Genomic DNA, 12,847 nt, shown 5'->3' on the forward strand with positions numbered 1-12,847 from the left:
GACCAACCCCTATTTGTCTTTAACGAGGAACAAGATGGCACACGCCGAAAAAGAAACCCTTGGATTTCAGGCTGAAGTAAAACAGCTGCTGCAACTGATGATTCACTCCTTGTACTCCAACAAGGAAATCTTCCTGCGCGAATTGATCTCGAACGCGTCGGATGCCTCCGACAAGCTGCGCTTCGAGGCGATCAACAATGACGCCCTGTACGGCAACGACCACGAACTGAAAATCAAGGTGGCGTTCGACGCCGCCGCCAAGACGATCACGATCTCGGACAACGGTATCGGCATGAACCGTGACGAAGTGATCTCGCACCTGGGCACCATCGCCAAGTCGGGCACCAAGGAATTCTTCAGCAAGCTCTCCGGCGACCAGCAGCAGGACGCAGCGCTGATCGGCCAGTTCGGCGTGGGCTTCTATTCGGGCTTCATCGTCGCCTCGAAAATCACCGTCGAGACCCGCCGCGCAGGCGCCGACGCAGCCGAAGGCGTGCGCTGGGAGTCTGCCGGCGAAGGCGATTACAGCATCGAACAGATCGAAAAAGCCGGTCGCGGCACCGATGTGATCCTGCACCTGCGCGACGGCGAAGAAGAACTGCTGTCGGCATGGAAGCTCAAGTCGATCATCCGCAAATACTCGGACCACATCTCGCTGCCGATCGTGATGCAGAAAGAAGAGTGGGACGAAGAGAAGAAGGAAACCGTCCTGAAGGACGACGTCGAGACCGTGAACCAGGCCAGCGCGCTGTGGGCACGCTCGAAGAACGACATCACCGAAGAGCAGTACAACGAGTTCTACAAGCACGTCTCGCACGACTTCCAGGAACCGCTGACCTACACCCATAACCGGGTCGAGGGCCGCAGCGAATACACGCAACTGCTGTACGTGCCGGCGCACGCACCGTTCGACCTGTGGGACCGCAACAAGCGCGGCGGCATCAAGCTGTACGTCAAGCGCGTCTTCATCATGGACGACGCCGAGCAGCTGATGCCGACCTACCTACGCTTCATCAAGGGCGTGATCGACTCGAGCGACCTGCCACTGAACGTCTCGCGTGAAATCCTGCAGGAGTCGCGCGACGTGCGCGTGATCCGCGAAGGTTCGACCAAGCGCGTGCTGGGGATGCTGGAAGAAATGGCGAACTCGGACGAGCAGGCCGGCAAGGACAAGTACGCGACCTTCTGGAAGGAATTCGGCCAGGTGCTCAAGGAAGGCGTGGGCGAGGATGCGACCAACAAGGACCGCATCGCCAAGCTGCTGCGCTTTGCCTCGACCGCCAATGACTCGGACGCCCAGACCGTCTCGTTCGCCGACTATATCGGCCGCATGAAGGAAGGCCAGGACAAGATCTATTACGTCACGGCTGACAACTACAACGCCGGCAAGAACAGCCCGCACCTGGAAATCTTCCGCAAGAAGGGTGTCGAAGTCATCCTGATGACCGACCGCGTCGACGAGTGGATGCTGTCGTTCTTCACCGAGTTCGAAGGCAAGGAACTGGTATCGGTCGCCAAGGGCGGCCTGGACCTGGGCGCGCTGGAAGACGAGACCGAGAAGAAGGAACATGCCGAGACCGAAGCCGGCTACAAGGAACTGGTCGAGAGCATGAAGGGCGCGCTGGGCGAGAAGGCCAAGGAAGTGCGCGTGACGTTCCGCCTGACCGATTCGCCGGCCTGCCTGGTGGCGGATGACAACGAGCTGTCGGGCAACCTGTTGCGCATGCTGAAAGCTGCAGGCCAGGACGCGCCAGAGTCGAAGCCGATCCTCGAGATCAACCCGGACCACCCGCTGGTGCAGCGCCTGAAGTACGAAGACACGACGAGCCCGCGCTTTGCCGACTGGTCGCACATCCTGTTCGATCAGGCGATGCTGGCCGAAGGCGGCAGCCTGAGCGATCCGGCGTCGTTCGTGAAGCGCCTGAACGAAATGCTGCTCTCTGGCGCGAAGTAAGCGCTTGATCGCTTAGTGTAAAAGCCGCCGCTCCCGTTACCGGGAGCGGCGGCTTTTTTATGCGCGCTGATCGGCGCTGCTGGTCGACCTACAGGTGGCGCACTTCGGCTGGCGCTGTATGCCAGTTGTCGTTGCGGCCATCGATATAGCGCACCGGCGCCGCCATCAGCGCATCGACCGGCAGATCGTCCAGGCTGGCGACCGTCACCGCAACGAACGGTCCCGCAGCGACTGTCGTGAAGACATGGATGCCGCACACGCTGCAGAAAGCGTGACCGTCACGTTGCGCGCCGAAGCGGTAGTCGCGCAGCGTCTCCTGCCCCTGCAACAGGTGAAACGCCGTGGGCGCGACGATAAATGCCCAGAACCGCAGCTTGGTGCAGATCGAGCAGTTGCACTTGACCGTGCCAGCGGCCAGGTCGATGTCGGCCTCATAGCGTACCGAACCGCAGTGGCAACTGCCGTGAAAGGTGGTCATTCAGGTCGCCATGCCATGGCCATGGCGAAGGGTCCAGGTAGCACGGTTGATGCCGTACGCCGCGACGGACGTGCCATGCCACGTTTCAACGCTGCGATACGTCATGCCCAATTTGTCCATCACGCGCCGCGACGCGGCGTTTGCAGGGTCGCAGATCGCGCACAGCAGCGGCACCTCCAGATCGTCGAAGGCAAAGCGTGCCATGCGCTCGGCTGCTTCGATCGCATAACCCTGGCCCCAGCGATCGGGCCGCAGGCGCCAGCCGATTTCATGCGGGTTGGATGTGTCGTGCTCGAGATGCTGGATACAGCCGGCGCCGATCAACTCGCCCGAGTCGCGTTCGATCAGGCTCCACCACGCGTAGCCGAGCGCTTCCCAGCGCGCCTTGACCCGAGCGATCACGGCGTGCGTGTCGTCGGGTGTTTCGGGCTGGCCCGAAATGAAGCGCATGACGAGCGGGTCACTGTTAAGCCGGCGCAGGCCGTCGTAATGTGCTTCCTGCATCGGTTCGAAGCGCAGCCGCGCGCTGTCCAGGACCGTCATCGTTTATTGTTGATGTCGGCGCAAAACGCGTCCAGCAGACGCAAGCCGTCGGGCCAGTCGCCATAGCCTGAATCGGTGGTGACGTGGCCGGCGTCGCCGATCTCGACCAGTTTGCTGCCCCAGGCGTCGGCAAACGACTGGGTGCGCTCGAGGGTGGCGTAAGGATCGTTCGTGCTGGCCACGATCATGCTGGGAAACGGCAGCGGCGTGCGTGGGGCCGGCGCCCAGTTCCCAGCAGGGATCGGGAACGATGGCCGCTCGACGTCGCTGGGCGCCACCAGAAACGCGCCCGCTACTTTCAGGGGCGAACCCGACAGCGCCCAGTGCGCGACCAGCATGCAGCCGAGGCTGTGCGCCACCAGCACCGGGGCGCCGCTGCAGCCGGCGATGGCTTCTTCCATCTCGGCCACCCACTCGTCGCGGTCGGGGTTGGTCCAGTCGCGGTGCTCCGCGCGGCGCCATGCCGGATTGCGCTCGTGCCACAGCGATTGCCAGTGGTGGGGCCCGGAATTGAACAGACCGGGCAGGATCAGTACGTCACACGTCATCTTGTTTCTCCTTGATGGGAATGGTCAGCGTCGGCGCCATTGTGATGGACTGGGCGCGGCGCGTGGCGCCGCAGCGGGCGCAGCGCGCGCTCGAACAGGCGCTTGAACACGTCCTTGCGCTGCTCGGTCAGCATGCCGAGCAGGGCCGTTGCGAAGGCGACGGCGGCCGACAGAGCCAGCACGTCGGTCACGCTGGCGGGATCATGCGGATACAGCTCGGGCCAGCCGATCAGCACCAGCGCATGCGACAGGTACAGCGTCAGCGTATAAGCGGCGAACAGCCGGATGGGCCGCGCCACGCGCAGCAGGCCGGTAAAGCCGGCAAAGCGTGCACAGGCGAAGTTGAGGACAACGATCAGGCCGAAGGCGTAGTCGGCCAGGAAACGGTCGGCATTACCGAGTGCAACGTATTGACCGAGCCAGCTGGCGCGGCCGGCCTCGCGCAGCAGTTCCTCGACGCCGTATGCCTCGTAGGCAACCAGCAAGACCATGCTCAGCCCCCAGCCGGCGCGCGCCGCTGTACGGCCCAGGCTGTAGCGCACCTGCCAGTGATACAGCGCGACGCCGGCCAGCCAGACGGGCAGCAGGAGCCACAGCTTGTAACCCATGACGGCCAGCAGCAGGGCAATTGCCGGCAGGCGCCATGGGCGGCGCACGTAACAGGCGACGCCGAACAGGACATAGAACCAGACTTCATAATTGAGCGACCACCAGGGGGCGAGCCAGGGCGGGTACTCCGACAGTTTCCACAAGTCGCCCATGAACAACAGGTGGAATGGGACATAGAACCAGGGCTTGGCCACCTGATAGCTCGCGTCCATGCCGGGGACATGCGGGCCCTGGCTCAGGTAAGCGCACAGGAAGCCCAGCAGCAGCACGGGCAGGGCCACCGAATAGATCCGGGCCGCGCGTGCAACGGTGAAGTCGAGTGCATCGGGGCGGCGTGTCTGTGTGGTGTAAGCAATAACGAAGCCGGACAGCACGAAGAAGGCCATGACCGATTCGCGGCCAAGCAGCGTCCAGTGCTGGGAGCCGGGAATGTCGACCAGCCTGAACATGCGCATATGCATCAGGACCACAGCCAGCGCGGCCAGGAAGCGGACCAGGTCGAGGTACACCGAGAACGGCTGGTTGAGGGGAGTAGGGGTAGTGCGCATTGTGTTAATAATAAAGCAAAACGCGGATTGCACGATTTTTGGCTAGGCACCGATGCGACCAAAAAAAGTTCAAAATTTTTTGCAGCGAACCCTAAAGTTCCCGCAGGACCGTCCGATAACAGTCCCAGATAGGCAGCGAACCGCACCTATTTTTTTTAAAAAATAGTGGTGAATCGCCCTAAAGTCGGCGGCAAGGCTGCCGTAAATGGAAGAGCAGGTGGGATCAGCAGTTTGGGCGGTCACGAAAATATTGAAAATTTTTTCAATCAGACCCTAAAGTTGCCCCGCGAGCTGCCGTTAAAGAGATTAGCTGCTGTTGCCGAGTGGCAAAATTGCGACAAACGCGTTTTGTTGCTGCATATCATCAAGGTGCTTTCCTGCACCAAACAGCCCTGGTTTTTACCAGGGTTTCATAGGGAACCAGATGGGTTTGTCAGACAAACTCCTATGGGTCCGTCTCGTCGTTCACTGACTGAAAATACAGACTTTCTCCAATTTGTGAATAGTTTCTCCACGGTCAGAATCTATCTCATCGGCAACACAACGGCAGCCGACACAACGACTGGAGAGAGAAAATGACGATGAACGACATGATGGCTGAAATTCGCGACGCTAACCTGAGCTACCTGATGCTGGCACAGCAAATGATCCGTGCCGACAAGGTCACCGCCATTTTCCGTCTGGGCGTCTCGGCCGACATCGCTGACCTGATCGAAGGCATGAGCAACGCGCAAATCCTGAAGCTTGCTGGCGGCAACATGATGCTGGCCCGCTTCCGCTTCGACGACAGCGCGATTCTGTCGATGCTGACGAGCCACACGAAGGACCGCAGCCTGGCCCAGTCGCACGCCGCCATCCTGATGGCCGGCCAGCCAGTCGAAGAGATCGTATAATCGCTGTCAGCGGTCTTGCTGTAAGGCCGACAGTGCCGGGAGCCGTATCGCCATGAGTAAAAAGAGCGTTGTCACCGAGGCGCAGGAAATCCAGCTCGCCATTGAACTGATCAACCTGGGCGCACGCCTGCAACTGCTCGAGACTGAAGTCTCGCTGTCGCGCGAACGCCTGCTCAAGCTGTACAAGGAGCTCAAGGGTGTCTCTCCACCCAAGGGCATGCTGCCGTTCTCGACGGACTGGTTCCTGACCTGGCAACCGAATATCCATTCGTCGTTGTTCATTAATATCCACCAGTTCCTGGTGGAGCATGCCGGCGCCACCGGCATCCAGGCCGTCATGAAGGCCTACAAACTCTACCTCGAACAAATGCCGCCGGCGCCGAACGAAGAGCCGTTGCTCTCGCTCACGCGCGCCTGGACACTGGTACGCTTCTTCAATGGCGGCATGCTGCAACTGGCCCCCTGCAGCAAGTGCCAGGGCAAGTTCATCGTCAATGCCCTCGATCTCAACAGCGACTACCTGTGCGGGCTGTGCCACATGCCTTCGCGCGCCGGCAAGACGCGCAAGGCCAAGGAAGCGCTCGACCAGGCGCGCGCCGACGAAGAGGCCGAGGGCAGGGCCGCCGGCCTGGACCCGGCCTGATCCAGCGCGCCGGCAGCCTGTCTTGCCCGCATCACCTTCTTCTCCGTCGCCCCGGCGCCTGCTGGGCGCGCCCGCGGTCCGGGCGCTGCTGCTGCAGCTCGCTGCCTTTCCCCTCACGCTCGCCGTCATCTACCTGCTCGCCACGGGCGGCCTGACCGTCTCGTACTGGCACGTGGCCCTGGTCCAGGGTCTGCTCGCGGCTGGCCTGACCTGGTGGCGCGGCCTGGCGATCTGGTGGCGCGCGATCCAGTTCGGTTTCCCGCTGGCCCTACTGGCCACGAGCACGCTGGCGATACCGCCGCTGGCATTTCTCGTCATCTTCGTCTTCCTGTTGCTGCTGTACTGGTCAACCTACCGCACGCAGGTGCCGTATTACCCGTCCGGCCGCAAGGTGTGGGAGGCCGTCGATGCCGCGCTGCCGCAGGGCAGGGCGCTGCGCGTGATCGACATCGGCAGTGGCATCGGCGGGCTGGTGCTGGCGCTGCAGCGCCGCCGTGCAAACGCGAGCATCGAGGGCATCGAGCTCGCGCCTCTGCCATGGCTGGCCAGCTTCGTGCGCGCGAAACTGGCGCGCAGCCCGGCGGTCTTCATCCGTGGCGACTATGAGCAGCTCGACCTGGGCGACTACGACGCCGTGTTCGCCTACCTGTCTCCGGCCGCGATGACTGCGCTGTGGCGCAAGGCCGCGCGCGAGATGCGTCCCGGTTCGATGCTTTTCAGTTACGAATTTATCGTTGTCGGACAAACACCGACGCGTGTTGTGCATCCGTACACAGGCGGACCTGCTTTGTATATATGGGACTTTTAAGAGACAAACGGTGAGTTTCCAGGGTGGTTTTGCTTGCCGGACAGCACTTCTCCAGCTAAAGTAATTCCCTGAATAAACATTTTCTGAAATTACCGGTTCCGAGTCGACATGTCGCGACACGGCGCGGGTTTTCTGGAGCAAAATCCTTTGTTAGTTATTGTTGGTTACATCATCGTCTGTGCCTGCGTGTTTGGTGGCTTTGCCCTGGCGGGTGGTCACCTTGCGTCGCTGTGGCAGCCCATCGAGCTGTTGATGATCGGCGGCGCCGCGTTCGGCGCCATCTTCGTCGGTAACAATGGCAAGTCGATCAAGGCCACGCTGAAAGCGTTTCCCAGCATTTTCAAGGGCTCGAAGTACACGAAGGACATGTACATGGAACTCATGGCGCTGCAATTCGACGTGCTGTCCAAGGTCCGCAAGGAAGGCCTGATGTCGATCGAGGGCGATATCGAAGCCCCGGACGCGTCGCCGCTGTTTTCCAAGTACCCGGCCGTCGTGTCCGACCATCACATCATCGAATTCATGACCGATTACCTGCGCCTGATGGTGTCCGGCAATATGGACGCGATGCAGATTGAAAACCTGATGGACAACGAGATCGAGACGCACCACCACGAAGGCGCCATTCCGGCCCACGTGATCGCCAAGATCGGCGACGGCCTGCCGGCCTTCGGTATCGTGGCTGCCGTGATGGGCGTGGTCCACACGATGGAATCGGTCGGCTTGCCGCCGGCCGAGCTGGGCATCCTGATCGCCAAGGCGCTGGTCGGCACCTTCCTGGGCATTCTGCTGGCCTATGCGTTTGTCAGCCCGCTGTCCAGCGTGCTGGAGCAGAAGCTCGAAGAGTCGACCAAGATGTTCCAGTGCGTGAAGGTGACGCTGCTGGCGAGCCTGAACGGCTATGCGCCGGCGCTGGCCGTCGAATTCGGCCGCAAGGTGCTGTACTCGACCGAGCGCCCGACCTTCGCCGAGCTCGAAGAACACATCAAGAAGAAGAAGTAAGCCGCGATGACCGCATCCGATCTTTCGCCGCAGTACACCCGGGAGCATGAGCGTGGCTGACGACAACGCACGTCCCATTGTCATCAAGCGCATCAAGAAGGTGGCGGGCGGCCACCACGGCGGCGCCTGGAAAATCGCGTACGCCGACTTCGTGACCGCGATGATGGCGTTCTTCCTGCTCATGTGGCTGCTGGGCTCGACCGCCAAGGGCGACCTGGTGGGCATCTCGGAATACTTCAAGACCCCGCTGAAGGTGGCGATGCAGGGCGGCTCGGGCTCGGGCGACTCGTCGTCGGTGATCAAGGGCGGCGGCGAAGACCTGACGCGCACCGCCGGCCAGGTCAAGCGCGGCGACTCGGCGCCGGCCAACAAGAGCTACGACCTGCAGGCGGCCAAGGCTGCGCTGGCACGTGAAGAGGGCGAGCGCCTGAAGAACCTGAAGGCACGGATCGAGTCGGCCATCGAAGTCAATCCGATGCTCAAGAAGTACCAGAACCAGCTGCTGCTCGACATCACCAGCGAAGGCTTGCGCATCCAGATCGTCGACGAAAAGAACCGCCCGATGTTCGCGATGGCCAAGGCCGAGCTGCAGCCGTACACCAAGGAAATCCTGCACATCATCGGCATGGTGCTCAACGAGGTGCCGAACAAGCTGGGGATTTCAGGCCATACCGATTCGACGCCGTATCACAGCGATGCCGGCTACAGCAACTGGGAACTGTCGGCCGACCGTGCCAACGCATCGCGCCGCGAAATGGTGCTGGGTGGCCTGCAGGACGACAAGGTACTGCGCGTGGTCGGGCTGGCCTCGGCCGCGCACCTGGATGCTACCGACCCGTTCAGCCCCATCAACCGGCGCATCAGCATCATCGTCATGAACAAGCGCACCGAAGACGCGGTGCGGCGCGATGCGTCCACGCTGGACGTGCCGGCCGAGGATGCCGAGGCGGCAGCGACGGCAACGCTAAATGCGGTGAAACCGCGATGACCGACGCTGTGCGGGCAGGTTTGGAGAGAACACGATGACAAGAAAAAAGATACTCGGATCGCACGTCAAGCGCCTGCTCTCAGGCGTGTCGGTGCATGGCCGGCGCCACCTGACCGAAGTGGAAGCCGATCTGCTCCAGACCGAACTGCTGCTCGAAGAAGCCATCGACAAGCTCACCGGCAGCTTCGTTGCGGTGCACGCCGTCGTCGGCGCGCGCCAGGAAGCGATCGACCGCATGCTGGCCGGCGGCGCGCTGTCGCTTGAAGATCGCGCGCTGCTCGGCTCGATGTCGGACGATGTGAGCGAGCACGTGAACACGGCGATCACCAGCATGCAGTTCCAAGACCTGACGGCGCAACTGATCGAGCGTACGCTGCGCCGCGTGGCGGGCTTGCGCGACTTTCTGGGCACGTTGAACGACCACGGCGAAGGGATCACGCCAGAGCACGGCAGCGACGAAATTGTCGACCGGCTGGGCCAGGTCAGCGTCGCGCTGGCGATCCAGTCGCTGCAACTACGCAGCAAGCTGCGCAGGTCGGTCGAACAGAAACACCTGGAAAGCGGCGACGTCGAGCTGTTCTGACCGCGCCGCCGTCCCGTAGTCACCTAACAACCAATTCAACCCGGGTCCGCCCGGTGTAAAACAGCAGGAGCACAAGATGGCAAAAACGATTCTCGCAGTCGACGATTCCAGTTCACTACGCCAGATGGTGGCTTTCAGTCTGAAGGCAGCCGGCTACCATGTGGTGGAAGCCGTGGACGGCCAGGACGGCCTTGACAAGGCGAAGCTGCAGGCCGTCGACCTGGTGCTGACCGACCAGAACATGCCGAAGATGGATGGCCTGGCGCTGATCAAGTCGCTGCGCTCGCTGCCCGGCTACGCGAAGACGCCCATCCTGATGCTCACCACCGAGTCGTCGGACGAAATGAAATCCAAGGGCCGTGCTGCCGGCGCCAATGGCTGGCTGGTCAAGCCGTTCGATCCGCAGCGCCTGATCGAGGTAGTCAAAAAAGTGATCGGTTAAGCCATGAATTTTGGCTTAGGCAACCACGAGCGGACATCCCCATGAGCATCGACATCAGCCAGTTTTACCAGGTCTTTTTCGACGAAGCAGAAGAACTGCTCGCCGAAATGGAGCGCCTGCTGCTGGGCGTCGATCTGGCAGCGCCCGATGCCGAAGATCTGAACGCGATCTTCCGCACCGCGCACTCGGTCAAGGGCGGCGCATCGACCTTCGGCCTGACCGATATGTGCGACGTGACCCACGTGCTCGAGTCACTGCTCGACCGTATCCGCAAGGGCGAGATGGCGCTGACCTCGAACCACGTGGACGCGTTTTTGGCAGCCAAGGACGCGCTCAAGATGCAGCTCGACGGCCATCGCCATGGCAAGCAGGTCGACCAGGAAGTCGTCGCCAACGTGCGCATGGCGCTGCATGATCTGGCCGAGGGCGTCGTGCCGGTCGCGCCGGTCGTCGCCCCATCCTACCTGTCGGCGCAGGCACGCGTTGAAGTGCCCACCGAAGGCGCGCACCGCTACAAGATCGAGTTGCCGCAAGTGGCGCAGCGCGACATCGATGCGCTTGTGGACGAGCTGGGCCTGATGGGCCGGATCTCGGTCGCACCGCTCGACGGCGGGCGCACCGCCGTCATCATCACGACGCTGGAAAGCCTGGACGACATCATCGCCATCTGCTCGTTCGTGCTCGACCCCGATGACCTGAAAATCTTCGAGGCGCCGGCGCTCACCCCAGAGCAGCGGCTGATCGAAGCGGCCGAACGCAAGCGGATCGAAGACGACCAGGGCTACGGCTTCTTCGGTCCGGACGACGACGTGGCGCCTGCTGCCGGTGAACCATCCGAAGACGAACTGGGCTACGGCTTCTTCCAGCCGATCGAGCAGATCCGCGCTGCCGCCGGCATTGTCGAGAGCGCGCCGGAACCGGTTGTCGCGCTCGCCGCGCAGGCCCAGAACGTCGTGGAGCACCTGGCCGAACTGGCGCTGGAAAAGAAAGCCGCGCGCAAGGACGACAAGAACGAATCGTCGTCCATCCGCGTGTCGGTCGAAAAAGTCGACCAGCTGATCAACCTGATTGGCGAACTCGTCATTACCAATGCGATGCTCGAGCAGCGCAGCGCCGTGCTCGACCCGATCCTGCACGAGCGCCTGTTGTCGTCGGTGAGCCAGCTCGACCGCAATACGCGCGAGCTGCAAGAGGCGGTGATGTCGATCCGCATGATGCCGATGGACTTCGTGTTCTCGCGCTTCCCGCGCATGGTGCGCGACCTGGCCGGCAAGCTTGGCAAGAAGGTCGACTTCATCACCAATGGCGCGGCCACCGAACTCGATAAAGGCCTGATCGAGCGCATCGTCGATCCGCTGACGCACCTGGTGCGCAACTCGATCGACCATGGCGTCGAGATGCCGGCCGCGCGTATTGCCGCGGGCAAGAGCGAAGCAGGGCGCCTGTTCCTGTCGGCCGGGCACCAGGGCGGGCATATCGTCATCGAAGTGGCCGACGATGGCGCCGGCCTGAACCGCGAAAAAATCCTGGCCAAGGCGGCCCAGAACGGGCTGGCCGTGTCCGACACGATGACGGACGCCGAAGTCTGGCAACTGATCTTCGCACCGGGCTTCTCGACCGCCGATACCGTGACCGACGTGTCGGGCCGCGGCGTGGGCATGGATGTCGTCAAGCGCAATATCACCGCGATGGGCGGCACGGTCGACATTCGCTCGGCAGCCGGTTTCGGCACGACGATCTCGATTTCGCTGCCGCTGACGCTGGCGATCTTGGATGGCATGTCGATCCGCAGTGGCGAAGAAATCTATATTTTGCCGCTGTCGTTCGTCGTCGAATCGCTGCAGCCGACGCCGCAGGACGTGCGCGAGATCGCCGGGCGCGGGCGCGTGCTGAAAGTGCGTGGCGAATACCTGCCGATGATCCCGCTGTACCAGATGTTCGATATCGAACCGGTGCACCGCGACCCGTCCGACGGCATCGTCGTCATCCTCGAAACCGAGGGCAAGAAGGCGGCGTTGTTCGTGGACGAACTGGTCGGGCAGCAGCAGGTGGTGGTCAAGAACCTGGAAGCGAATTACCGTAAAGTGGCCGGGATTTCCGGCGCAACCATCATGGGCGACGGTGGTGTCGCCCTGATCCTCGACGTGGCAGCGCTGGTGCGCTCGTCGCGCCAGCTGGCCGACGATCCCGTCGTTCAATAAATTTTTATTTTCACTGCAAACAAAGGAATACCATGTCCAACCTGGCAAACACCCTCTCGACCGACGGCACCGCGCACGACGGCGCCGGCAGCGAATTCCTTGCCTTCACCCTGGGTTCGGAAGAATACGGCATCGACATCCTGAAGGTGCAGGAAATCCGCGGCTACGAAGCCGTGACGCGCATCGCCAACGCCCCCGAATTCATCAAGGGCGTGATCAATCTGCGCGGCATCATCATTCCCGTGGTCGACATGCGCATCAAGTTCAAGCTGGGTACGCCGGTGTACGACCAGTTCACGGTCGTGATCATCCTGAACATCGGTGGCCGCATCATGGGCATGGTGGTCGACAGTGTTTCGGACGTCACCACGCTCACGCCGGACCAGATCAAGCCGGCCCCGGAAATGGGCAGCGCCTTCAATTCGGACTACATGATTGGCCTTGGCACCGTCGACGAGCGCATGCTGATTCTGGTCGACATCGACAAGCTGATGTCGTCGAGCGAAATGGGCCTGATCGACAAGCTGGCGGCGTAAGCCACCGTCTGCGTCGGCACCAAGCACAACAATCCGGCCGGCTCGTGGAGCCCGCTATCGTATTCAAGAAA

The 12,847-nt window shown here is 61.9% G+C and carries 15 protein-coding genes; 11 read left to right on the plus strand and 4 right to left on the minus strand.

Annotated features, from left to right (window positions below; translation table 11 throughout):
• The first annotated feature begins 34 nt into the window (after positions 1-34).
• A complete protein-coding gene (gene htpG / locus HD842_RS22700) occupies positions 35-1,954 on the plus strand; it encodes a molecular chaperone HtpG (RefSeq protein WP_183558029.1) in 1,920 nt (639 codons plus the stop codon).
• An 88-nt stretch (positions 1,955-2,042) separates the two neighbouring features.
• On the opposite strand, the gene HD842_RS22705 is transcribed toward htpG, so the two are convergent.
• The 4 genes from HD842_RS22705 to HD842_RS22720 are packed head-to-tail and all read right to left on the minus strand — an operon-like array spanning position 2,043 to position 4,680.
• Positions 2,043-2,432 carry a GFA family protein gene (locus HD842_RS22705; RefSeq protein WP_183558032.1) on the minus strand — a complete coding sequence of 130 codons (390 nt, stop codon included), beginning with the start codon at positions 2,430-2,432 and terminating at the stop codon, positions 2,043-2,045.
• Positions 2,433-2,975: a GNAT family N-acetyltransferase gene (locus HD842_RS22710; protein ID WP_183558034.1), complete on the minus strand. Its 543-nt coding sequence runs from the start codon at positions 2,973-2,975 to the stop codon at positions 2,433-2,435.
• Positions 2,972-3,523, minus strand: a complete 552-nt coding sequence (locus HD842_RS22715; RefSeq protein ID WP_183558037.1) for an RBBP9/YdeN family alpha/beta hydrolase — start codon at positions 3,521-3,523, stop codon at positions 2,972-2,974. Before HD842_RS22715 ends, HD842_RS22710 begins: the two co-directional genes overlap by 4 nt.
• A complete protein-coding gene (locus tag HD842_RS22720) occupies positions 3,520-4,680 on the minus strand; it encodes an acyltransferase family protein (protein ID WP_183558040.1) in 1,161 nt (386 codons plus the stop codon). The genes HD842_RS22715 and HD842_RS22720 overlap by 4 nt, the downstream gene beginning before the upstream one ends.
• A gap of 168 nt (positions 4,681-4,848) precedes the next feature.
• Here HD842_RS22720 and HD842_RS22725 point away from each other — a divergent pair, with 168 nt between their 5' ends.
• From HD842_RS22725 to HD842_RS22770, 10 genes are all read left to right on the plus strand, one after another.
• Entirely contained in the window at positions 4,849-5,259 is a 411-nt protein-coding gene (locus tag HD842_RS22725) for a hypothetical protein (RefSeq protein WP_183558043.1), read from the plus strand.
• The gene (flhD, locus tag HD842_RS22730) at positions 5,256-5,573 is read left to right on the plus strand and encodes a flagellar transcriptional regulator FlhD (RefSeq protein ID WP_183558046.1); all 318 of its coding nucleotides are present in this window, start codon (positions 5,256-5,258) and stop codon (positions 5,571-5,573) included. The genes HD842_RS22725 and flhD overlap by 4 nt, the downstream gene beginning before the upstream one ends.
• A 52-nt stretch (positions 5,574-5,625) precedes the next feature.
• The gene (gene flhC / locus HD842_RS22735) at positions 5,626-6,216 is read left to right on the plus strand and encodes a flagellar transcriptional regulator FlhC (RefSeq protein ID WP_183558050.1); all 591 of its coding nucleotides are present in this window, start codon (positions 5,626-5,628) and stop codon (positions 6,214-6,216) included.
• 22 nt (positions 6,217-6,238) lie between these two features.
• Positions 6,239-7,024 carry a class I SAM-dependent methyltransferase gene (locus tag HD842_RS22740; RefSeq protein WP_183558052.1) on the plus strand — a complete coding sequence of 262 codons (786 nt, stop codon included), beginning with the start codon at positions 6,239-6,241 and terminating at the stop codon, positions 7,022-7,024.
• Between the two features lie 147 nt (positions 7,025-7,171).
• Positions 7,172-8,026, plus strand: coding sequence for a flagellar motor stator protein MotA (motA, locus tag HD842_RS22745; protein ID WP_183558055.1), 855 nt, complete (start codon positions 7,172-7,174; stop codon positions 8,024-8,026).
• Between the two features lie 52 nt (positions 8,027-8,078).
• Positions 8,079-9,014: a flagellar motor protein MotB gene (gene motB, locus HD842_RS22750; RefSeq protein WP_183558058.1), complete on the plus strand. Its 936-nt coding sequence runs from the start codon at positions 8,079-8,081 to the stop codon at positions 9,012-9,014.
• Positions 9,015-9,048: 34 nt separating this feature from the next.
• The gene (locus HD842_RS22755; protein ID WP_183558061.1) at positions 9,049-9,597 is read left to right on the plus strand and encodes a chemotaxis protein; all 549 of its coding nucleotides are present in this window, start codon (positions 9,049-9,051) and stop codon (positions 9,595-9,597) included.
• Between the two features lie 76 nt (positions 9,598-9,673).
• Entirely contained in the window at positions 9,674-10,039 is a 366-nt protein-coding gene (locus HD842_RS22760; RefSeq protein WP_183558064.1) for a response regulator, read from the plus strand.
• A 41-nt stretch (positions 10,040-10,080) separates the two neighbouring features.
• Positions 10,081-12,240 carry a chemotaxis protein CheA gene (cheA, locus tag HD842_RS22765; protein ID WP_183558067.1) on the plus strand — a complete coding sequence of 720 codons (2,160 nt, stop codon included), beginning with the start codon at positions 10,081-10,083 and terminating at the stop codon, positions 12,238-12,240.
• A 32-nt stretch (positions 12,241-12,272) separates the two neighbouring features.
• Positions 12,273-12,776, plus strand: a complete 504-nt coding sequence (locus tag HD842_RS22770) for a chemotaxis protein CheW (RefSeq protein WP_183558070.1) — start codon at positions 12,273-12,275, stop codon at positions 12,774-12,776.
• Positions 12,777-12,847: the final 71 nt, after the last annotated feature.

Source organism: Massilia aurea (genome assembly GCF_014200505.1).
Taxonomy (GTDB): Bacteria; Pseudomonadota; Gammaproteobacteria; order Burkholderiales; family Burkholderiaceae_D; genus Telluria; species Telluria aurea_B.

Bases quoted from the DNA above. Each gene is read 5' to 3' on its own strand.
- htpG (WP_183558029.1), top strand. From the start codon at position 35: ATGGCACACGCCGAAAAAGAAACCCTTGGATTTCAGGCTGAAGTAAAA.
- HD842_RS22705 (WP_183558032.1), bottom strand. From the start codon at position 2,432: ATGACCACCTTTCACGGCAGTTGCCACTGCGGTTCGGTACGCTATGAG.
- HD842_RS22710 (WP_183558034.1), bottom strand. From the start codon at position 2,975: ATGACGGTCCTGGACAGCGCGCGGCTGCGCTTCGAACCGATGCAGGAA.
- HD842_RS22715 (WP_183558037.1), bottom strand. From the start codon at position 3,523: ATGACGTGTGACGTACTGATCCTGCCCGGTCTGTTCAATTCCGGGCCC.
- HD842_RS22720 (WP_183558040.1), bottom strand. From the start codon at position 4,680: ATGCGCACTACCCCTACTCCCCTCAACCAGCCGTTCTCGGTGTACCTC.
- flhD (WP_183558046.1), top strand. From the start codon at position 5,256: ATGACGATGAACGACATGATGGCTGAAATTCGCGACGCTAACCTGAGC.
- flhC (WP_183558050.1), top strand. From the start codon at position 5,626: ATGAGTAAAAAGAGCGTTGTCACCGAGGCGCAGGAAATCCAGCTCGCC.
- HD842_RS22755 (WP_183558061.1), top strand. From the start codon at position 9,049: ATGACAAGAAAAAAGATACTCGGATCGCACGTCAAGCGCCTGCTCTCA.
- HD842_RS22760 (WP_183558064.1), top strand. From the start codon at position 9,674: ATGGCAAAAACGATTCTCGCAGTCGACGATTCCAGTTCACTACGCCAG.
- cheA (WP_183558067.1), top strand. From the start codon at position 10,081: ATGAGCATCGACATCAGCCAGTTTTACCAGGTCTTTTTCGACGAAGCA.
- HD842_RS22770 (WP_183558070.1), top strand. From the start codon at position 12,273: ATGTCCAACCTGGCAAACACCCTCTCGACCGACGGCACCGCGCACGAC.